The sequence below is a fragment of the Pseudoxanthomonas suwonensis J47 genome, assembly GCF_000513955.1.
GTDB classification, from domain to species: domain Bacteria; phylum Pseudomonadota; class Gammaproteobacteria; order Xanthomonadales; family Xanthomonadaceae; genus Pseudoxanthomonas; species Pseudoxanthomonas suwonensis_C.
Map to the genome: position 1 here is coordinate 1 of NZ_AZUZ01000011.1, position 18,217 is coordinate 18,217.

17 protein-coding genes, 3 pseudogenes and 1 riboswitch are annotated in these 18,217 nt (G+C 71.2%); of the genes and pseudogenes, 7 read left to right on the forward strand and 13 right to left on the reverse strand.

Annotated features, from left to right (window positions below; genetic code table 11):
* Nucleotides 1-180 precede the first annotated feature (180 nt).
* From bktB to M503_RS0103885, 5 genes and pseudogenes are all read right to left on the reverse strand, one after another.
* Entirely contained in the window at nucleotides 181-1,359 is a 1,179-nt protein-coding gene (gene bktB / locus M503_RS0103865) for a beta-ketothiolase BktB (RefSeq protein WP_028919385.1), read from the reverse strand.
* A 15-nt stretch (nucleotides 1,360-1,374) separates the two neighbouring features.
* Nucleotides 1,375-2,145: pseudogene (locus tag M503_RS15615) on the reverse strand (SDR family NAD(P)-dependent oxidoreductase); the annotation flags it as partial.
* A gap of 61 nt (nucleotides 2,146-2,206) precedes the next feature.
* On the reverse strand, nucleotides 2,207-3,058 hold the full coding sequence (purU, locus tag M503_RS0103875) for a formyltetrahydrofolate deformylase (protein ID WP_028919384.1): 852 nt from the start codon (nucleotides 3,056-3,058) through the stop codon (nucleotides 2,207-2,209).
* A gap of 105 nt (nucleotides 3,059-3,163) precedes the next feature.
* A complete protein-coding gene (locus M503_RS0103880) occupies nucleotides 3,164-4,261 on the reverse strand; it encodes an NADH:flavin oxidoreductase/NADH oxidase (RefSeq protein WP_028919383.1) in 1,098 nt (365 codons plus the stop codon).
* A 69-nt stretch (nucleotides 4,262-4,330) separates the two neighbouring features.
* Complete coding sequence (locus tag M503_RS0103885) at nucleotides 4,331-5,203, reverse strand: NAD-dependent protein deacetylase (RefSeq protein ID WP_051414216.1); 873 nt, start codon at nucleotides 5,201-5,203, stop codon at nucleotides 4,331-4,333.
* 176 nt (nucleotides 5,204-5,379) lie between these two features.
* Between M503_RS0103885 and M503_RS0103890 the strand changes: the two genes are divergently transcribed.
* The 3 genes from M503_RS0103890 to M503_RS0103900 all read left to right on the forward strand — a co-directional run bounded on the left by M503_RS0103890 (nucleotide 5,380) and on the right by M503_RS0103900 (nucleotide 7,251).
* A complete protein-coding gene (locus tag M503_RS0103890; protein WP_028919381.1) occupies nucleotides 5,380-6,273 on the forward strand; it encodes a fructose bisphosphate aldolase in 894 nt (297 codons plus the stop codon).
* 75 nt (nucleotides 6,274-6,348) lie between these two features.
* Nucleotides 6,349-6,972 carry a bifunctional nicotinamidase/pyrazinamidase gene (pncA, locus tag M503_RS0103895; protein ID WP_028919380.1) on the forward strand — a complete coding sequence of 208 codons (624 nt, stop codon included), beginning with the start codon at nucleotides 6,349-6,351 and terminating at the stop codon, nucleotides 6,970-6,972.
* Between the two features lie 60 nt (nucleotides 6,973-7,032).
* Entirely contained in the window at nucleotides 7,033-7,251 is a 219-nt protein-coding gene (locus M503_RS0103900) for an oxidoreductase-like domain-containing protein (RefSeq protein ID WP_028919379.1), read from the forward strand.
* Here the strand turns inward: M503_RS0103900 and M503_RS0103905 are convergent.
* The 6 genes and pseudogenes from M503_RS0103905 to M503_RS17705 all read right to left on the reverse strand — a co-directional run.
* Entirely contained in the window at nucleotides 7,248-7,661 is a 414-nt protein-coding gene (locus M503_RS0103905; RefSeq protein WP_028919378.1) for an acyl-CoA thioesterase, read from the reverse strand. The two genes, M503_RS0103900 and M503_RS0103905, sit on opposite strands and share 4 nt — an antisense overlap.
* Nucleotides 7,662-7,807: 146 nt before the next feature.
* Nucleotides 7,808-8,134 carry a thioredoxin family protein gene (locus M503_RS0103910; protein WP_028919377.1) on the reverse strand — a complete coding sequence of 109 codons (327 nt, stop codon included), beginning with the start codon at nucleotides 8,132-8,134 and terminating at the stop codon, nucleotides 7,808-7,810.
* A complete protein-coding gene (locus M503_RS0103915) occupies nucleotides 8,106-8,618 on the reverse strand; it encodes a flavodoxin (protein WP_028919376.1) in 513 nt (170 codons plus the stop codon). Before M503_RS0103915 ends, M503_RS0103910 begins: the two co-directional genes overlap by 29 nt.
* A gap of 87 nt (nucleotides 8,619-8,705) precedes the next feature.
* Nucleotides 8,706-9,749, reverse strand: a complete 1,044-nt coding sequence (locus tag M503_RS0103920; protein ID WP_028919375.1) for a ribonucleotide-diphosphate reductase subunit beta — start codon at nucleotides 9,747-9,749, stop codon at nucleotides 8,706-8,708.
* A 164-nt stretch (nucleotides 9,750-9,913) separates the two neighbouring features.
* A complete protein-coding gene (locus M503_RS0103925) occupies nucleotides 9,914-12,406 on the reverse strand; it encodes a ribonucleoside-diphosphate reductase subunit alpha (RefSeq protein WP_037060467.1) in 2,493 nt (830 codons plus the stop codon).
* A 179-nt stretch (nucleotides 12,407-12,585) separates the two neighbouring features.
* A riboswitch (cobalamin riboswitch) is annotated at nucleotides 12,586-12,793 on the reverse strand.
* Nucleotides 12,794-12,865: 72 nt separating this feature from the next.
* Nucleotides 12,866-13,349, reverse strand: a pseudogene (locus tag M503_RS17705) (2-oxoadipate dioxygenase/decarboxylase family protein); the annotation flags it as partial.
* 22 nt (nucleotides 13,350-13,371) lie between these two features.
* Between M503_RS17705 and M503_RS17890 the strand changes: the two are divergent.
* The 3 genes and pseudogenes from M503_RS17890 (at nucleotide 13,372) to M503_RS17960 (ending at nucleotide 15,038) form a co-directional block, all read left to right on the forward strand.
* Nucleotides 13,372-13,503, forward strand: a complete 132-nt coding sequence (locus tag M503_RS17890) for a hypothetical protein (RefSeq protein ID WP_269319385.1) — start codon at nucleotides 13,372-13,374, stop codon at nucleotides 13,501-13,503.
* Between the two features lie 55 nt (nucleotides 13,504-13,558).
* Nucleotides 13,559-14,227 (forward strand): DUF998 domain-containing protein, encoded by a 669-nt coding sequence (locus M503_RS15620; protein ID WP_051414238.1) that lies wholly within the window; start codon nucleotides 13,559-13,561, stop codon nucleotides 14,225-14,227.
* A 131-nt stretch (nucleotides 14,228-14,358) separates the two neighbouring features.
* Nucleotides 14,359-15,038: pseudogene (locus M503_RS17960) on the forward strand (fructosamine kinase family protein).
* Between the two features lie 274 nt (nucleotides 15,039-15,312).
* On the opposite strand, the gene zapE reads toward M503_RS17960, so the two are convergent.
* The gene (gene zapE / locus M503_RS0103950; RefSeq protein ID WP_028919372.1) at nucleotides 15,313-16,413 is read right to left on the reverse strand and encodes a cell division protein ZapE; all 1,101 of its coding nucleotides are present in this window, start codon (nucleotides 16,411-16,413) and stop codon (nucleotides 15,313-15,315) included.
* Complete coding sequence (locus tag M503_RS0103955) at nucleotides 16,410-17,075, reverse strand: alpha/beta hydrolase (protein WP_028919371.1); 666 nt, start codon at nucleotides 17,073-17,075, stop codon at nucleotides 16,410-16,412. Before M503_RS0103955 ends, zapE begins: the two co-directional genes overlap by 4 nt.
* Nucleotides 17,076-17,332: 257 nt before the next feature.
* Between M503_RS0103955 and M503_RS0103960 the strand changes: the two genes are divergently transcribed.
* Nucleotides 17,333-18,193 carry a DMT family transporter gene (locus M503_RS0103960; RefSeq protein ID WP_028919370.1) on the forward strand — a complete coding sequence of 287 codons (861 nt, stop codon included), beginning with the start codon at nucleotides 17,333-17,335 and terminating at the stop codon, nucleotides 18,191-18,193.
* Nucleotides 18,194-18,217 lie beyond the last annotated feature (24 nt).

Genomic DNA, 18,217 nt, shown 5'->3' on the forward strand with positions numbered 1-18,217 from the left:
CGCGCGAACGCAGGCCATCCATGGCCTGCTTGCGCCATACCCCCGCGCTGCCGCGGCTCCATCCGAAGCCGACCCACCTTGGCGCCGTTGCTGTTGGCGTTGCCGTTGCTGTTGCTGTTGCTCTTTGCTGTTGTACGACGACGCCTACGTCCCGTCGCAACAACGGGACGCCATGTCCCGCTAGACGCGCTCGAAGATCGCCGCGATGCCCTGGCCGCCGCCGATGCACATCGTCGCCAGGCCGTAGCGGCCATCGGTGCGGTGCAGCTCGTGGACCAGCTTCACCGTGATGATCGCGCCGGTCGCACCGACCGGATGGCCCAGCGAGATGCCGCTGCCGTTCGGATTGGTCCTCGCCGGATCGAAGCCCAGCGCATCGGCCACCGCGCAGGCCTGCGCCGCGAACGCCTCGTTGGACTCGACCACGTCCAGGTCCCCGACCGTCAGCCCCGCCCGCGCCAGTGCCGCACGCGTCGCCGGCACCGGTCCCATGCCCATGTACAGCGGCTCCACGCCCGCATGCGCATACGCGACCAGCCGCGCCAGCGGCTTCAACCCATGCCGCCGCACCGCCTCGCCCGTGGCCAGCACCACCGACGCCGCACCATCGTTGATGCCCGACGCATTGCCCGCCGTCACCGTGCCGTCGGCCTTGAACACCGGCCGCAGCCCCGCCAGGTCATCGGCACCCACTTCCGCGCGCACATGCTCGTCGACGCGGAACTCCGTCTCCCTGCCGCGGCGGCCCACCTTCACCGGCACGATCTGGCCGTCGAACCGGGCTTCCGCGATCGCCCGCGCCGCGCGCCGGTGGCTCTCCAGCGCCGCCGCATCCTGCCGCGCCCGGTCGATGCCATGGCGTTCGGCCACGTTCTCCGCGGTGATGCCCATCAGCACCTTGTCGAACGGATCCTTCAACCCCTCGTTGAGCGCATCCACCATCACCGCATCGCCGAGCTTGCGGCCCCAGCGCTGGCTGGGCACGTGGAACGGCACCCGGCTCATCGACTCCGCGCCACCGGCCAGCGCCACCTCGCAGTCGCCCAGCAGCAGCGACTGCGCCGCCGACACGATCGCCTGCAGGCCCGAACCGCACAGCCGGTTCACCGTGAACGCCGGCGTCTCCACCGGAACGCCCGCCTTCACCGCGACCACCCGGCCCAGGTAGGCGTCGGCCGGCTCGCTGGGCAGCACCTGCCCGTACACCGCATGGCCGATCACGGCGGGCTCGATGCCCGCGCGGGCGATCGCCTCGCGCGCCGTCGCCACGCCCAGGTCCGAAGGCGGCACCTCGCGCAGGCTGCCGCCGAAGGTGCCGATGGCCGTGCGCACGGCCGAGACAACGAATACGTCGGTCATGGGATTCCCCCGCGATCAGGCGGTCACGCCGGACTTTGCATGCCGCTGCGCGCTGGCCACCTCGCGCTCGGCCTGGGTGAAGCCGTAGTCGGGCACGACCTGGCCGGCGCTGTCCGAGACCACGTCCCACGCCGCCATCAGCCGCTCGCCCGCATCGTCGCCACCGCCGATATAGCAGCCTTCGGTCAGGGTCACGTAGGCGCGGGCGAAGTGCCCCGCGCCGGCGCAGACGACCGCGCGCGTCGGCGCGTCGTCCACGACCAGCGGCAGCAGCGCCGGGCTGACCAGCGACGGATCCAGCGCATCCAGCTGCTCCTGCGGCAGGATGCCTTCCATCATCCGCGTGTACGCGGTCGGCGCCAGGCAGTTGACCTTGATCCCGTACTTGGCGCCCTCGATGGCGAGGGTCTGCATCAGCCCGACCAGGGCCATCTTCGCCGCGCCGTAGTTGGCCTGGCCGATGTTGCCGTACAGGCCGCTGGACGAGGTGGTCATGACGATGCGGCCGAACTTCTGCTCGCGCATCACCTCCCACACCGCCTTGCAGCAGATCGCCGCGCCCATCAGGTGCACGTCCAGCACCAGGCGGAAGTCGGCCAGGTCCATCTTGGCGAAGCTCCTGTCGCGCAGGATGCCGGCGTTGTTGATGAGGATGTCGATGCGGCCCCACGCATCCATCGCGCGCTGGACCGTCGCCGCGACCGCGGCCTCGTCGGTCACCGAACCATTCCAGGCCGGAGCGGGCGCTCCCCGGTGGACACGCTGGCGTATGGAATGCCTGCATGCTGGCGCGCGCGGCGAAGCGCGCGCATGTGCAGGCGGTCATGGCGGCGCGGGCGCGCCGCGCTCAGCGGAACACGACGGTCCGGTGTCCGTTGAGCAGGATCCGGTGCTCGACGTGGCGGCGCACCGCGCGCGCCAGCACCTGCGATTCGATGTCGCTGCCCACCCGCACCAGGTCGCGCGGCGTCATCGCGTGGTCCACGCGCGCCACGTCCTGTTCGATGATCGGGCCTTCGTCCAGGTCAGGGGTCACGTAGTGCGCGGTGGCGCCGATGATCTTGACCCCGCGCGCGTGCGCCTGGTGGTACGGCTGCGCGCCCTTGAAGCTGGGCAGGAAGCTGTGGTGGATGTTGATCGCGCGCCCGGCCAGCGCCTGGCACAGCCGCGGCGAGAGGATCTGCATGTAGCGCGCCAGCACCACCAGGTCGATGCGCTCGCGCTCGACCAGGTCGAGGATCGCCTGCTCCTGCTGCGGGCGGTTGCCGGCATCCACCGGCAGGTGGTGGAACGGCACGCCGTAGGAGTTCGACAGCGCGGCGAAGTCGGTGTGGTTGGACGCCACCGCGGCGATGTCCACGCGCAGCTGGCCGCTGTGGGCGCGGAACAGCAGGTCGTTGAGGCAGTGGCCCTGCCTGCTCACCAGCACCAGCAGGCGCGCGCGGCGGCGCGCATCGTGCAGCTGCCAGTCCATGTCGAACTCGCCGGCGAGGTTGGCGAAGCGCTCGCGCACGACCTCCAGCGCCTGCGCCTCCGGCAGCTCGAAGTGCACGCGCAGGAAGAAGCGGCCGCTCTCCTCGTCGCCGTACTGCTGGGCGTCGAGGATGTTGCAGCCCTGGCCGAACAGCAGGCCGGAGACGCGGTAGACGATGCCGGTACGGTCCGGGCAGGAGAGGGCGAGGATGTGGTCGTTGCGCATAGGGCCGCCATGGTAGGCGAGCGCGCGACGCAATGGCACGGCGGTTGCCGGCGTTACCGCCGGCCCGGGGACGCGCCTGCGTCCCGCCGGCGGCCCGGCGCGGGCTCAGCGTGCGAACAGGCCGCGCACCGAAGCCGGTTCGCAGCGCAGGTGCTGCGGCGCCGGCGACAGGGTCGCGCCCAGTTCGGCGGCGGCATGCCATGGCCAACGCGGGTCGTAGAGCATGCCGCGGGCCAGCGCGACCGCGTCCGCGCGGCCTTCGGCCAGCACCGCCTCAGCCTGGCGCGGCCGGGTGATCAGCCCCACCGCGATCACCGCCATGCGCACCTCGCGGCGGATCGCCTCGGCGAACGGGACCTGGTAGCCGGGCACGGCGGCGATCTCCTGGCGCGGATCCAGCCCGCCGCTGGACACGTGGATGTAGTGGCAGCCGCGCGCATCCAGCGCGCGGGCCAGGGCGATGCTCTGCCCGAGGTCCCAGCCGCCCTCGACCCAGTCGGTGGCGGAGATGCGCACGCCCAGCGCGATCCGGTCCGGCAGCGCCGCGCGCACCGCGTCGAACACGCGCAGCACCAGACGCATGCGGTTCTCCAGGCTGCCGCCATATTCATCCGCGCGCCGGTTGCTCAGTGGCGACAGGAACTGGTGCAGCAGGTAGCCGTGCGCGGCATGGATCTCGACCACATCCAGCCCGGCGCGCACCGCGCGGTCCGCGGCCTGGACGAAGTCCCCGACCAGGGCGTCGATGCCGGCGGCGTCCAGCGCCTGCGGCACGCCGTGGTCGGCGTCGAAGGCCAGCGCCGAGGCCGAGACGGTGGTCCAGCCACGCGGATCATCGGCGGGGATCGCACCCTTGCCTTCCCACGGCCGGTGGGTCGAGGCCTTGCGTCCGGCATGCGCCAGCTGGATACCCAGCGGCATCGGCGACCAGCGCCGGATCGAGGCCAGCATCGCCGCCAGCGCCGCTTCCTGGTCGTCGTTCCACAGTCCGAGGTCGGCGTGGCTGATCCGGCCGCGCGATTCGACCGCTGTCGCCTCCAGCATGAGCAGGCCGGCGCCGGACAGGGCCAGGTTGCCGAGGTGGATGTGGTGCCAGTCGGAGACGCAGCCATCGTGCGCCGAGTACTGGCACATGGGCGCGATGACGATGCGGTTGGGCAGCTCGAGCGGCCCGAGCTGGAGCGGGGAGAACAGCAGGCTCATGGAAGGACGCCGGATGTTGGGACGCGCATTGCAGCAGCAGTTGCCGCCGCCATCAACCGCAACGGTGGATCACTGCATCGTCGCGCCGGCCAGCACGGACAGCGCCGACGCACAGTCGGCCCGTACCTTCAGCGCCAGCAGTCCGTCGGCGCGGGTCCGGCCCAGGTTCACCGCGGCCACCGGGATCCCGGCCTCCGCGGCCATGCGCGCGAAGCGGAAACCCGAATACACCATCAGCGAGGACCCGACGACCAGCATCGCGTCGCTGCGGTGCAGGGCCGCCACCGCCTGCTCCACCCGCGCCCGCGGCACGCTTTCCCCGAAGAACACCACGTCCGGCTTGAGCATGCCGCCGCAGTGCGGGCAGTCGGGTACCTGGAAACCGGCATAGTCGGCGCCCTCCAGGTCGGCGTCGCCGTCCGGGGCGATCCGCGCCACGCGCAGTTCCCAGCCGGGATTGGCCTCCAGCAGCGTGGTCTGGAAGGCGGCGCGGTCGCGGCGGTCGCCGCAGCCCAGGCAGACCACCGCATCGAGGCGGCCATGCAGGTCGACCACGGCCTGGCTGCCGGCGCGCTGGTGCAGGCCATCGACGTTCTGGGTCACCAGCAGCTCCACCCGGCCGGCGGCTTCCAGCGCGGCCAGCGCTTCGTGCGCGGCATTGGGCCGCGCGGCGGCGAAGTACTGCCACCCGGCCAGGCTGCGCGCCCAGTAGCGGCGGCGCGTGGCCGGCTCGCCGGTGAAGGCCTGCCAGCTCACCGGCGGGGTGCGCTTCCAGCCACCTTCGGCGTCGCGGTAGTCGGGAATGCCCGAGCGCGTGCTGCAGCCGGCGCCGGTCAGCACGAACAGCCGGCGGTGGCCGGCGATGAAGGATTCCAGCGCGGCGAGCTCCGCTTCCGCGCAGTCGCCGGCCAGCGCGAGGGTTTCATCCGGGACGCTTTGCATGGACAGCGATATTCCGCCGGCGCCGGCGATATGCAAGCCCGCAAACCGGGCGCGGCGATCAGGGCAACCCCCAGGGATGCGCGCCAAGACAGCGCTGTCGGCGGTTTCCGATGCTGCCAGGCCCAAGTCCCCGCGCTACCATTCACGCCTCCCGTAAACCACAGGAAACACCCGTCGTGGCCATCAATCCGCAGCAGAAGGACCGTATCGCTTCCGGCAAGGGCTTCATCGCCGCGCTCGACCAGAGCGGCGGCAGCACGCCCAAGGCACTCAAGCTCTACGGTATCGACGAGTCGGCGTACTCCGGCGATGCGGAGATGTTCGCCCTGGTGCACCAGATGCGTACCCGCATCGTGACCAGCCCGGCCTTCACCGGCGAGCGCGTGCTCGGCGCGATCCTGTTCGAACGCACCCTCGACGACCAGTTCGCCGGCCAGGACGCGGCCACCTACCTGTGGGAAACCAAGCAGGTCGTGCCTTTCCTGAAGATCGACAAGGGCCTGGAGGACGAGGCCAACGGCGTGCAGATGCTCAAGCCGATCCCGGGCCTGGCCGACCTGCTGGCCCGCGCCAAGGCCAAGGGCGTGTTCGGCACCAAGGAACGTTCGGTGATCAAGGCCAACAACCCGGCCGGCATCGCCGCCGTGCTCGACCAGCAGTTCGAGCTGGGCCAGCAGGTGCTGGACGCCGGCCTGGTGCCGATCATCGAGCCGGAAGTGGACATCAAGGCCGCCGACAAGGAAGCCATCGAGGTCGAACTGAAGAAGGGCCTGCTGGAGCGCCTGGACAAGGTCGACCCGGCCACCCCGGTGATCCTCAAGCTGACCCTGCCGAGCGTCGACGGCTTCTTCAAGGAGCTGGTCGAGCATCCGAGCGTGCTCAAGGTCGTGGCCCTGTCCGGCGGCTACAGCCGCGACGACGCCAACGCCAAGCTGGCGAAGAACCCGGGCGTGATCGCCAGCTTCAGCCGCGCGCTGACCGAAGGCCTGACCGCCCAGCAGAGCGACGAGGAGTTCAACCAGGCCCTCGACGCGGCGATCGAATCGATCTACCGCGCCTCGATCGCCTGATCGCGCTGGACGCCAGCGCCAGCGCGCCGGCGTCCTTTCCGTGGCGGGTGCGTCCCGCCCTCCGGCGAGGTCCCGATGTTCCCCGACGACACCGCCCTGATCGTGGTCGACCTGCAGCCGGACTTCATGCCCGGCGGCGCGCTGGCCTGCCACGACGGCGACGCGATCGTCCCCGGCATCGACGCGCTGCTGCGCGCGCGCCGCTACCGCACCGTCGTCGCCACCCAGGACTGGCATCCGCCGGGCCACGCCTCCTTTGCCAGCGCCCATCCGGGCCGCTCGCCCTTCGACACCATCGAACTGCACGGCCATCCGCAGACACTGTGGCCGGACCACTGCGTGCAGGGCAGCGCCGGCGCGGCGCTGGATCCGCGCGTGGACTGGACCCCGCTGGACCTGGTCCTGCGCAAGGGCACCGATCCACGGGTCGATTCGTACAGCGGCTTCCGCGAGAACCATGGTCCCGCCGGCACCCGCCCGGCCACCGGCCTGGCCGGCTGGCTGCGCGAGCGCGGCATCGCCGAGGTCCACGTCTGCGGCCTGGCCCGCGACTACTGCGTGCTGTGGACGGCTCAGGACGCGGCCGCCGCCGGCTTCCGCGTGCGCTTCCTCTGGGACCTCACCCGCCCGGTGACGCCGGACGGCGACGCGCCCACACGCCAGGCGCTGCAGGCGGGCGGCATCGCCATCGGCGTGTAAGCCCGTGTTCCATCCCGTCGCTACGCAGCCGTTGCAACGGCGGCTGCTAGGCTTTGCCGCATGAGTTCCCTGTCCGACCCCACCGGCCCGCAGGCCGCCGGCCACGATCCCGATCCGCCACCGGTGCCGCCGGAGAAGCCGCTGCCGGCCGAATGCTGTGAAAGCGGCTGCCCGATCTGCGTCTACGACCTCTACGCCGAGGCGCTGGACGACTACCGCCAGCGGCGCGCCGCATGGATTGCGCGCCACCCCGAGGCGACGCCGCCGCCGGAGACCTAGCCGGCCGCGGGCGCCGGCAGCGCCGGCACCGGCGTCGGCCGGCCCAGCGGATCCAGCGCGATCATCACGAAGCGCCCGCGCGTGCACAGCTTGCGCTCGCCGCTGAGCAGGTTCTCGGTGACCACTTCCACGTCGACGTTCATCGAGCTGCGCCCGACGCGGACGATGGTGGCGATCACCTCGACCAGGTCGCCCTTGTGGATCGGCTGGTTGAAGTCGACCTGTTCCGAGCGCGCGGTCACCACCGTGGTGCGCGCCCAGCGCGAGGCGACGATGAAGGCGGCCATGTCCATCCACGCCAGCGCCTGGCCGCCGAACAGCGTGCCCAGGTGGTTGGTGTGGTCGGGAAAGACCATGTGCAGCAGGCGTACTTCGGTCGAGCGGACTTCGGCATGTGGAACATCGGTCATGGCACGGTTCTCCATCGGTCTCGGCCTCCCGCGCGCATCATCGCCGATCCCCGGCCTTTCGTAGGAGCCGGCTTGCCGGCGGCCGCGACGTCGGCACAGGCGACGCGTTCACGGTTCCGACGACCGGGTCGCCGGCAAGCCGGCTCCTACAGGTGGGTGGCGACGACCTGGGCGATCTGCGGCGGCGACTGGAAGCCGGGCAGGCGCGCGACCTCGGCGCCGTCGCGGAACACGGCCAGGGTCGGGGTCTGGCGCAGGCCCAGGCCGCGGAAGAAGTCCTCGCCCACCTGCTCCAGCTTCACCTTGAGCAGGACCACGCCGGCCGCGGCCGGCTCGGCGGCGAACTTCTTCAGCGACAGCTCGAGCATGGTGCAGCCCGGGCAGCCGTCCTTGTGGAAGTCCACCAGCAGGCGCGGGTGGGCGGCGACGGCGGCGGCGTAGTCCTCAGGCGACGAAGCGTGCAGGGTCTGCATGGGTGGCGGTCTCGCTGGGCATGCCCGGGGCGGGCGGGGCTTGGGGTTGGGCCTGGGCCAGGACGTGGTCGGTCCAGCGCTGGATCTCCAGCGCGTCGCGCTCGCCGTGCGGCATCTGCTCGATCTCCAGGCGCGGATGCGCGGTGCCGAAGAACGCGGCGATCCGGCGCACCGCGCCGCAGTAGTACTCCGCGCCCCACTGGGTCTCGCCGGTGCCGAACACCGCCAGCCGGGACGGCCTGCCGACCGCGGCGACCAGCTCGGCGATGAGCGCCTTCATCTCCGCCGGCGTGCGCCCGCCGTTGTCGCTCCAGGAGCCGAGCAGGTACAGGTCGTGGCGCGGGTCGCCGGCATCGGCCAGGGCGTGGATCCCGGCCTCGATCCAGCTCACCTCGTGCCCGGCCGCCTCGCAGCGCGCGCGCACCTGGCGGGCGAGATCGCGGGTGTTGCCGCTCAACGAGGCGAAGGCGATCAGGATGCGCAAGGGTCGGACTCGATTTTCGCTCGATGGGGCAGGTTCCGGGGAGATGGCGCGAAAATCGACCCTGACCCCGGTTCTTGCCCGGGCGGGTCAGAGGTCGTCGAAGCCGTTGTCGACGTTGGTCTTCTTGTAGCTGGCGTTGCGCATCTCGAAGAAGTCGGTCTTGGTCTCGGTGAAGTTGTCGGCGTAGGCCTTGATCCACGGCATCACGTTGTCGGTGGTCTCCGCGTACAGCTTCTCGATGCCGAGCATGCCGGACATCTTGTTGGCGCGGTACTTCACGTAGCGGATCATCTCGTCCACGTCGATGCCGTCGATGCCGTCGAGCACCTCGCCGGTCCACTGCGTCTCCAGCTCGATCGCGTGCGCGAATGCCTTGTGCACGTAGTCGGTCAGCTCGTTGGTCTGCAGCTCCGGGTTCTCGCCGACGATGGCGCGGATCACCTCGCTGATGAACTTGGTGTGGGCCAGCTCGTCGCGGTTGATGAAGCTGATGATCTTGCCGGTGCCGGTCATCCGGTTCTGCCGCACCAGGTTGTAGAAGTAGGCGAAGCCGGAATAGAAGTTGATGCCTTCCAGGATCGAGGACTGGATCAGCGAGCGCAGCAGGGTCTCGGCGGTCTTCTCGCGCATGAAGTCGTCGTAGGACTCCATGATCGGCGCGTTGCGCTTGAGGATCGTCGGGTGGGTGCGGGCGATCTCGAACACGCGGTTCTGGTTGGCCAGGTCGGTGATCGAGGCCAGCACGTAGCTGTAGCTCTCGTTGTGGATCACTTCCTGCTGGCCGATGATCGCCGCGTTGGCGTGCGCGGCCGGGTCGGTGATGTACTCGGCGACGTTGTAGATGAAGCGCGTCTGCGGCGAGTCCAGCGTGGCCAGCAGGCCGATGATCGAGTCGTAGGCGTTGCGCTCGCGCGCGGACAGCTCGCCGTACTGCTTGGCGTCGCCCTTCATGTCCACTTCGTCGGGGATCCAGAAGTTGGTCGACAGCTCCTTGTACGCGCGGTAGAAGGACGGGTACGGGATGTCGTTCCAGTTGAGGATGCCGGACGTCTTGCCGTTGATGATGCCGGTCGAACGGTTCGGGTTGCGCGGCTCCAGGATCTTGATGCGGTCGAGCGGTGTGGCGGACATGGGTCTTCTCGTATTTCGGATGTCCAGACAGATCAATCTGGAGGGAAGCCCCCCTGAGTCAGGGGGGCGCGCCGAAGGCGCGGGGGTGTGGGTGCTGATGAGAAGGGGCCCGCGGTTCGCCCTGCGAACCGTGGGGCGTCAGCGCGAATGCGCTGGCGCTTCCCTTAGCTACTACACCACTCGCACTCGGCGACGTCGATGTCGTTGGAGCGCACGTAGTAGGTGGTCTTCAGGCCTTCGCGCCAGGCGCTCATGTGCAGCTCCAGCAGGGTGCTAGCGCGGATGGTGCTGGGCACGTAGAAGTTGAAGCTGATCGACTGGTCGACGTGGCGCTGGCGGCGCGCGTTCTGCCGCACCGAGGCGAACTGGTCGAGCCGGTACGCGCCCTTCTCGTAGTACGGCCAGGTTTCCAGCGACAGCCCCGGGGCGGCCACCGGGCGGCGGAAGTCCTTTTTCTCCTCGTAGTAGAACGCCGAGTAGACCGGGTCGATCGAGGCGGTCGAACCGGCGATCTGCGCGGTCGACATGTTTGGCGCCACCGCCACCAGCCAGCCGTTGCGCACGCCGTTGACCGCCACCTGCGCGGCCAGGTCCAGCCATTGCGGGCCGTTGTAGCCGCGGTCGCGGAAGTAGGCGCCGGTATGCCAGTCGCTGCCCGGGAACATGGCGTAGGTACCCTTCTCCCGCGCCAACTCCATGCTCGCCTGGATGGTCAGGTAGTTGATCCGCTCGTACAGCGCGTCGGCGTAGTCCTCGGCCTCGGTCGAGTTCCAGTGGATGCCCTTGAGCGCCAGCAGGTGGTGCCAGCCGAAGGTGCCCAGGCCGATGGCGCGGTACTTCTGGTTGGTGATCGTGGCCTGCGGCACCGGCAGGTCGTTGAGGTCGATCACGTTGTCGAGCATCCGCACCTGGATCGGGATCAGGCGCTCGAGCACGTCGGTGATCAGGTCGCCCTGGCCCTGCTGCGGAACCACGGCGCGGCCGAGGTTGATCGAGGACAGGTTGCAGACCACGAAGTCGCCGGCCTGCTTGGTGGTCACGATCTGGTTGCCGCTGATGATCTCCTGCATCAGCCGGGTCGGGCTCATGTTCTGCAGGATCTCGGTGCACAGGTTGGACGAATAGACCATCCCGCAGTGCTTGTTCGGGTTCTTCCGGTTGACCTCGTCGCGGTAGAACATGAACGGGTTGCCGGTCTCCAGCTGGCTGACCATGATCCGCTTGAACACGTCGATCGCCTTGACCGTCTTGCGGCCGATGCGCTCGTCGGCGACCACTTCCTCGTACTTCCTGCGGAACGTGCCCTCGCCCTTCTTCTCGTCGTAGAAGTCCTGCAGGTACCAGCCCTTGACCCGCTTGACCTCGTGCGGGTCGAACAGGTACCAGTCGCCGCGGCGCTCGACCGCCTCCATGAAGATGTCGGGGATGCACACCGAAGTGAACACGTCGTGCGCGCGCAGGCGCTGGTCGCCGTTGTTCAGGCGCAGGTCGAGGAAGGCCTCGATGTCGCGGTGCCAGATGTCCAGGTAGACCGCGACCGCGCCCTTGCGCTGGCCCAGCTGGTCCACCGACACGGCGGTGTTGTTGAGCTGCTTGATCCACGGCACCACGCCGCCGGAGGAGTTGGGCACCCCGCGGATCGCCGAGCCGGAGGAGCGCACGTAGCCCAGGTAGGCGCCGACGCCGCCGCCGCCCTTGGAAACCCGGGCGATGTCGGTGTTGGAGTCGTAGATGCCCTGCAGCGAGTCGTCGACCGTGTCGATGAAGCAGCTCGACAGCTGGCCGCCGATCTTGCCGGCGTTCTGCAGGGTCGGCGTGGCCACGGTCATGTACAGGTTGGACAGCGCCCAGTAGGCCTCGCCGACCAGCTGCATGCGCCGCTCGCGGCTGCCCTTGCCGGGCCCGTACTCGTCCTGCATCAGGTACAGCGCGATCGTCAGCCAGCGCTCCTGCGGCAGCTCGAACACCCCGCGCGAGTGGTCGGTGGCCAGGTAGCGGGTGGCCAGCAGGTACAGGCCGTTGTAGGCGAACAGCTTGTCGCGCTCCGGGTCGATCATGCGCCCGGCTTCCTGCAGCTCCTCCTTGGAGTAGGCGCGCAGGATGTCGTTGGAATACACGTTGCGGTCGGCCAGCGATTCCTGCAGGCCGACGTAGGAGCCGTACTTCTGCTCGGCGTCGTAGAAGCGGTTGCGGCTGGCGCGCTTGTACAGGCGGCGCAGGTACAGGCGCGCGGCGAAGTACTCCCACTGCGGCGCGGCCAGGTCCACGCGGGCCTCGGCCTCGCGGATCAGGTGGTCGACCAGGTCGTCGGCGTTGACCGCCTCCTTGCGCTCGACGAAGCCGAACACGCTGCGCTTGTAGTCGCCGATCTCCAGCATCGGGAACTCGGCGTGGATGGCGTCGATGCTGCGCTCCAGGCGGGCGCGGTCGAACGGGATCCGGCGGTTGCCGGCCTCCTTGGTGATCCAGGTGGAGACGCCCTGTTCGTCGGCCGGGGCGGACTCGGGCGCGGTTCCGGCCCGCGGCGGCGGCGGCACGACGTCGGCCGGATCGACCGCGGCATCGTCGCCGGCGGCGGGGGCCGCGGGCGCGGCAGGGCCGGCGGCGGCCGTGGCGTCTGCCGCCGGCGCGACGGCGGCGGGGGTTTCCTGGGGCATGCGCATCCTCCATGGCGTGGTGCACGCCGCGGCCCGCCCGCGCGAATCCGCGAAAGCCGGCCGGAATGGAGGATCGAAAAGCGGCGTCGCAGGAGCCGCGACCGCACGGAGCAACCGGCGGCGGACCTGCTTCGCCAGCCATCTCCCCCCGGAGATTCCGCGGCCGGCACCGCGCGCTGTGCTTCGCGCGGCCGTCGGCAGGTCTTCGGGCTCATGGACGCGGAAGGCGGCGCCTTCCTCCTAGCCCGTCGCTTCCCGGAGCCGTGCTCCAGTGCCAATGACGGGTTCGTTTCCATCTACCGCTGCGGGGCAGCGCCGGCATTGGACCGGCTTCCCTTTTGATCCGGAGGCTTGCGGGCCGCCGGAACCGACGGGCCACAACATAGTGGGGACGGGTCCGGTCGTCAACACTAAATCTGGGAACCGTGACTGCGCGGCGGCTTCCGGCGGGCGCCCCGCTCAGGCGCCGCGCAGTGCCTGCAGCGACTGCTCCTGCAGCGCCGCGTACAGCGCGAACGGATCGGCCACCGGGGCGCCCAGCGCGGCCTCGAACCGCGCCTGGTCCTGGTGCGCGTCGTAGGCCCGTTGCTCGTCGCCGCCGAGGTTGGACTGGAAGATGCCGGCGGCGCTGACCGGCAGGGAATCCTCGTAGACGATCGGGTCGGCGGTGGCATGGCCGGCGGCGACCAGCGCCTCCGGCGACAGCGCCGCGCGCGCCCGGCGCCAGCGCGCGGCCGCTGTCGGTCAGCCGGTAGCGGAAGTAGCCCAGGCCCTGGCGGCGCAGCTCGTCCAGGTCGTCGGGAAAACCGGCGAAGGCCTCGGCCAGCCGCCGCGGGTAGTCGTCGCCGGTGCTGCCGGCGCCGCCCGCCTGGCGGACCCCCGCCAGCAGGCGGTCGTAGAGCGCGCGCCCGGCGGGGGTCAGGGCCAGCCCGCGCTGTTCGATCGAGAAGGCGCAATCGCTGGGCGTGCGCATTGAAGTCCTGCCGGAACCGTTGACCCACATGGAGATCAACCGCGAGCTCGGCGCCCCCTCGGAGTACACCCGGCGCGTTGCCGCGTTCGTCGACGACGCGCTTGCCGACCACGCGCCGCGCTGACGCGGCGGATGCGCGTGGCATCATGCGCGCCGGCATGTCCGGCAGCGGGAAGGCGATGCGTGACGAGGGAAACACGGCAGAACGGCGCACGGCGTGGCTGGTGATCGCGCTGGTGGCGGCGTTCGCCGTCGCCGCGATCGCGGTGCAGGCGCTGCGGCGAGAATACGACTGGTGGCATGCGCCGCTGAGCTTCTACCTCGCCGGGCCCCACGGCGGCTGGCTGGTCGCCGCGTACTGCCTGCTCGGCGCCGGGCTCGCCGCGCTCGCGCTGGCGGTGCGCGACGTGACCGCGCCCGCCGCGCGCTACGCGCTGACGCCGGCGCTGTTCGTCGGCGGCGGCGCGTCGCTGGTGGTCACCGCGTTCTGGCCGGGGTCGAGCCCGGGCCATCCCGCCGATGCGCTCGGCGAACTGGTCCACGGCCTCTCGGCGGTCGCCAGCTTCCTCCTGGTCGGGCTGGGCATGCTGCTGCAGTCGCTGGGCCTGCTGCGCGATCCCGGCTGGCGCGGCGCGGCGAAACCGCTGGTGGCGCTGGCCGCGCTCGCGTTCATCGCGCTGTGGACCCACGTGCTGTGGCGCGAACTGCCGCGCGGCGCCTCGCAGAAGGCGGTGATCGCGCTGTACCTGCTGTGGGCGCTGCTGCTGGCGTGGCGGCTGCGCGGCCGCGCAACGGCGCCCGAATCCGCGTCGGCACCGGCATCGCGCGCGGCGCCGGAGCCGCACTAGCGCCGCGCATGCGCGGCGACCTCGCGTCGCGGATCGCCGGGCTCGGGGACGGGCTGCACCGTCTGCGCCTCGGCGACGGCCGCGCCGCGGTCGTCAAGCGGCGCCGGGGGGCGCCCGCGGGCTTCTTCGCGATGGAGGCGCACGGGCTTGCGCTGCTGCGCGACGCCGGCGGCCTGCGCGTGGCGGAGGTGATTGCAGTCGGGGACGGCGCGATCGTGCTGGAGGATCTCGGCACGGGCCGACCCTCGACGGCGCACTGGCGGGCCGCCGGCCGCGCGCTCGTGCGGCAGCATGCGCGGGTGTCCGATCGCTTCGGCCTCGATCGCGACGGCTGGTGCGGCGACGGCGCGCAGGCCAACACGCCGATGCTCGACGGCTGGCGGTTCTTCGCGGAGTGCCGGCTGCTGCCGCAGGGACGGCGCGCGTTCGATGCCGGGCTGCTCGGCGCCGCGGACGTCGCCGCGCTGGAACGGCTGTGCGCGCGATGCGCGAATGCGTTCCGCGACAGCCGCCCTCGCTGCTGCACGGCGACCTGTGGATCGCCAACCTGCACCCCTGCGCCGACGGCGGCCTGGCGCTGATCGACGCGGCCGCCGCCCACCACGGCTGGGCCGAGGCCGACCTGGCGATGCTGACCCTGTTCGGCGAGCCGCCGGCCGCGTTCTTCGACGCCTACCGCGAAGCCTCCGGCATCGATCCGGGCTGGCGCGACCGGGCGCCGCTGTACAACCTCTACCACCTGCTCAACCACCTCAACCTGTTCGGCGGCGGCTACCTGGGGGTGGTGCGGGCGGTGCTGGGTCGCGTCTGATCCGGGCGGAGGCGGTCGTGCCCGGGCCGGGAACGCGACCGCCGATCGGCTGCGATGTTTGTAGGAGCCGGCTTGCCGGCGACCGCGACGTCGGCGCAGGCGACGCCATCCTGGTTCCGACGACCGTGTCGCCGGCAAGCCGGCTCTTACAGAAGGCGGGCACGAAACCACGGCCCCGGCGCACGAGAGGTTTCCCGGGAGCACCGCCTTCGGCCACTCCTCAGAACGCGGCGGCATTCAGCCGGGTGACGCCCGCCAGTGCCGCGTCGGCGCTTCAGCCGCGATGCGTGCGCGCCAGGTACTCGGCGCTCTGCATCTCGATCAGGCGCGAGGCGGTGCGTTCGAAGGCGCCGGCCAGGCGGGTGCCGGCGTACAGCGCCACCGGCGCGGCGGCGGCGGTGCAGACCAGGGTCACCTGGCGGTCGTAGAGTTCGTCGACCAGGTTGACGAAGCGGCGAGCGGCGTCCTCGTTGCCGGCGTCGAAGCGGGGGATGCCGCCGAGCAGCACCACCTGGAACTCGCGCGCGATCTCGATGTAGTCGGCGGTCGAGCGCGGGCCCTCGCACAGCTCGGCGAAGTCGAACCAGGCCACGCCGGCGGCGCGGGCGCGCACGGCGACCGCGCGGCCCTCGATCTCCAGCGTTCCGCCGCGCACCGGCGCATCGCCCGCCAGCGCGTGCCAGCGTTCCTGCAGCCAGGGCTCGCTGCCGGCGTCCAGCGGCTGCCGGTACACCGGCGAACGGGTGAGCGCTCGCAGCCGGTAGTCCTCGCGGCCGTCGGCCGCCAGTTCCACGCAGTGCGCGCGCAGCTGCGCGATCGCCGGCAGGAAGCGCTCGCGCTGCAGGCCGTCGCGGTACAGGTGCTGCGGCGCGGTGTTGGAGGTGGTCACCAGGGTCACGCCCTCGGCGAACAGCCGTTCCAGCAGGCGGCCCAGCAGCATCGCGTCGCCGATGTCGGTGACGAAGAACTCGTCCAGCACCAGCACCCGCAGGCTGGCGCGCCATTCGCGCGCGATCCGCGCCAGCGGGTCGGCCTGGCCGGCGTGGACCCGCAGCTGCTCGTGCACGCCGCGCATGAAGCGATGGAAATGGGTGCGCTGCTTCTGCGCCAGCGGCAGGCCGTCGTAGAACAGGTCGACCAGGAAGGTCTTGCCGCGGCCGACGCCGCCCCACAGGTACAGGCCCTTCACCGGCGCCGGACGCCGGCCCAGCCCGAGGCGGGCCAGGAAACCGGTCGGCGTGGCTTCCAGCAACTGGCGGTGGATGCGGTCCAGCTCGCGCAGCGCGGCGTGCTGCGCGGGATCGTCGCGCCAGCGCCCGGCGGCGGCACCCTCGGCATAGGCCTGCGACGGCAGGCGCGTGGCGGCCGCGCTCATGCCTGCGGCAACCACGCCTTCACTTCGTGCTGGATGGCGCCACGCAGGTCGATCAGCTTGCGGTGGAAGAAGTGGCTGGTGTCGACCATGCGCACCAGCTGCGGCTTGCGCGGCAGGCCGTCGATCCAGTCGTAGACCGCCTGCGGGTCGACGATCTCGTCGGCATCGCCCTGCACGACCAGCCATGGCACTTCCGGTACTTCGATCGGGCCGAAGTCCCAGCCGCGCCCGCTGGCCGGCGGCGCGATCGAGATCAGCGCATCCGGCTGCAGCCCGGCGGCGGCGGACAGGGTCACGTACGAGCCGAAGCTGAAACCGGCCAGCCACAGCGCGTCGGCCGGGCGCGCCGCGCGCACCCAGTCGACCACCGCGCGCAGGTCCTCGCGTTCGCCGACGCCATGGTCGAAGGCGCCTTCGGAGGCGCCGGTGCCGCGGAAGTTGAAGCGGACGGTGGTGGCGCCCAGCTCGCGCAGCGCGCGGGCGACCATGGTCACCACCTTGTTGTGCATGGTGCCGCCCTCGGTGGGCAGCGGATGGCAGACCACCGCCGTCAGCGCGCGCGCGTCGGCGGGATCGGGCAGGTCGACGGCGACTTCGAGCGCGCCGGCCGGTCCGTCGAGCAGCAGCGTGCCCGACTCGGTGGGGAAGGGGGGATTGGCCATGGGCATATTGTACGGCGCGGCTGTCGGGCCTCCGTAGGCAAGCCCCTCTGCCTCCGGGTGAGGCGGCATGCCTGCGTGCCGCTGGCGCGGAGCGGGGGTTGGGAAGAGGGTTTGTGTCCCGACGACGGTCGGCACTTCCACGTAGCCGGGCTTCCTACCCTCACCCCCGGCCCCTCTCCCGGGGGAGAGGGGAGGGCAGTCGGGGTCCAGACATGGGTGCGGCCATACAATGGCCGCCCCTTCCACGGCACGCCGCCATGCACTTCATCCTGCTGAGCATGACCTGCAGCGTGCTGGTCTCGGTGCTGCTCAAACTGGCGCCGCGGCGGGGCTGGGACGTGGGCCAGATGGTCACCTGGAACTACCTGGGCGCGGCCATGCTCAGCGCCTGGCTGCTGCGTCCGCCGCCGGCCGCGCTGCGCCACGGCGACGCGCCCTGGCCGGAGCTGCTGGCGCTGGCCGTCGTCCTGCCGACCCTGTTCCTCGTGCTGGCCGCGGCGGTGCGCCGCACCGGCATCGTCCGCAGCGATGTCGCCCAGCGCCTGTCGCTGCTGCTGTCGCTGGGCGCGGCCTTCCTGCTGTTCGGCGAACAAGCCGGGGCGATGAAACTGGCCGGACTCGCCCTGGGCCTGTGCGCGGTGGTCGGCATCCTCGCCCGCCCGGACACGCATGCGGCGCCGGACCGGCGCGGCTGGATGCTGCTGCTGGCAGTGTGGATCGGCTTCGCCGTGGTCGACGTGCTGCTCAAGCGGCTGGCCGTGGCCGGCACGCCGGCGACCGCCGCGCTGCAGGTGGCCTTCGTCCTGGCCTTCCTCGGCATGCTGCTGTGGCAGGGCTGGCGGCGGGTGCGCCACGGCGTGCGCCCGGGCCTGCGCCACATCGCCGCCGGCCTGCTGCTGGGCCTGCTCAACTTCGGCAACATCGTGTTCTACGTGCGCGCCCACCAGTCGCTGCCGGAGAGCCCGGCGGTGGTGTTCGCCAGCATGAACATCGGCGTGGTGGTGCTGGGCACCGCGGTCGGCGTGCTGGCCTTCGGCGAGAAGACTTCCACCCTCAACCGGATCGCCATCGCGCTGGCGGTGCTGGCGATCGGGCTGATCTCGCTGGCGCCACGCTAGCAACCGCTTCCCGGGCGCCGCTCG

What these genes read in the sequence shown, in the direction of transcription:
- bktB (WP_028919385.1), bottom strand. Translation starts at nt 1,359, where the DNA reads ATGACCGACGTATTCGTTGTCTCGGCCGTGCGCACGGCCATCGGCACC.
- purU (WP_028919384.1), bottom strand. Translation starts at nt 3,058, where the DNA reads ATGCGCAACGACCACATCCTCGCCCTCTCCTGCCCGGACCGTACCGGC.
- M503_RS0103880 (WP_028919383.1), bottom strand. Translation starts at nt 4,261, where the DNA reads ATGAGCCTGCTGTTCTCCCCGCTCCAGCTCGGGCCGCTCGAGCTGCCC.
- M503_RS0103885 (WP_051414216.1), bottom strand. Translation starts at nt 5,203, where the DNA reads ATGCAAAGCGTCCCGGATGAAACCCTCGCGCTGGCCGGCGACTGCGCG.
- pncA (WP_028919380.1), top strand. Translation starts at nt 6,349, where the DNA reads ATGTTCCCCGACGACACCGCCCTGATCGTGGTCGACCTGCAGCCGGAC.
- M503_RS0103900 (WP_028919379.1), top strand. Translation starts at nt 7,033, where the DNA reads ATGAGTTCCCTGTCCGACCCCACCGGCCCGCAGGCCGCCGGCCACGAT.
- M503_RS0103905 (WP_028919378.1), bottom strand. Translation starts at nt 7,661, where the DNA reads ATGACCGATGTTCCACATGCCGAAGTCCGCTCGACCGAAGTACGCCTG.
- M503_RS0103910 (WP_028919377.1), bottom strand. Translation starts at nt 8,134, where the DNA reads ATGCAGACCCTGCACGCTTCGTCGCCTGAGGACTACGCCGCCGCCGTC.
- M503_RS0103920 (WP_028919375.1), bottom strand. Translation starts at nt 9,749, where the DNA reads ATGTCCGCCACACCGCTCGACCGCATCAAGATCCTGGAGCCGCGCAAC.
- M503_RS0103925 (WP_037060467.1), bottom strand. Translation starts at nt 12,406, where the DNA reads ATGCCCCAGGAAACCCCCGCCGCCGTCGCGCCGGCGGCAGACGCCACG.
- M503_RS15620 (WP_051414238.1), top strand. Translation starts at nt 13,559, where the DNA reads ATGCGTGACGAGGGAAACACGGCAGAACGGCGCACGGCGTGGCTGGTG.
- zapE (WP_028919372.1), bottom strand. Translation starts at nt 16,413, where the DNA reads ATGAGCGCGGCCGCCACGCGCCTGCCGTCGCAGGCCTATGCCGAGGGT.
- M503_RS0103955 (WP_028919371.1), bottom strand. Translation starts at nt 17,075, where the DNA reads ATGGCCAATCCCCCCTTCCCCACCGAGTCGGGCACGCTGCTGCTCGAC.
- M503_RS0103960 (WP_028919370.1), top strand. Translation starts at nt 17,333, where the DNA reads ATGCACTTCATCCTGCTGAGCATGACCTGCAGCGTGCTGGTCTCGGTG.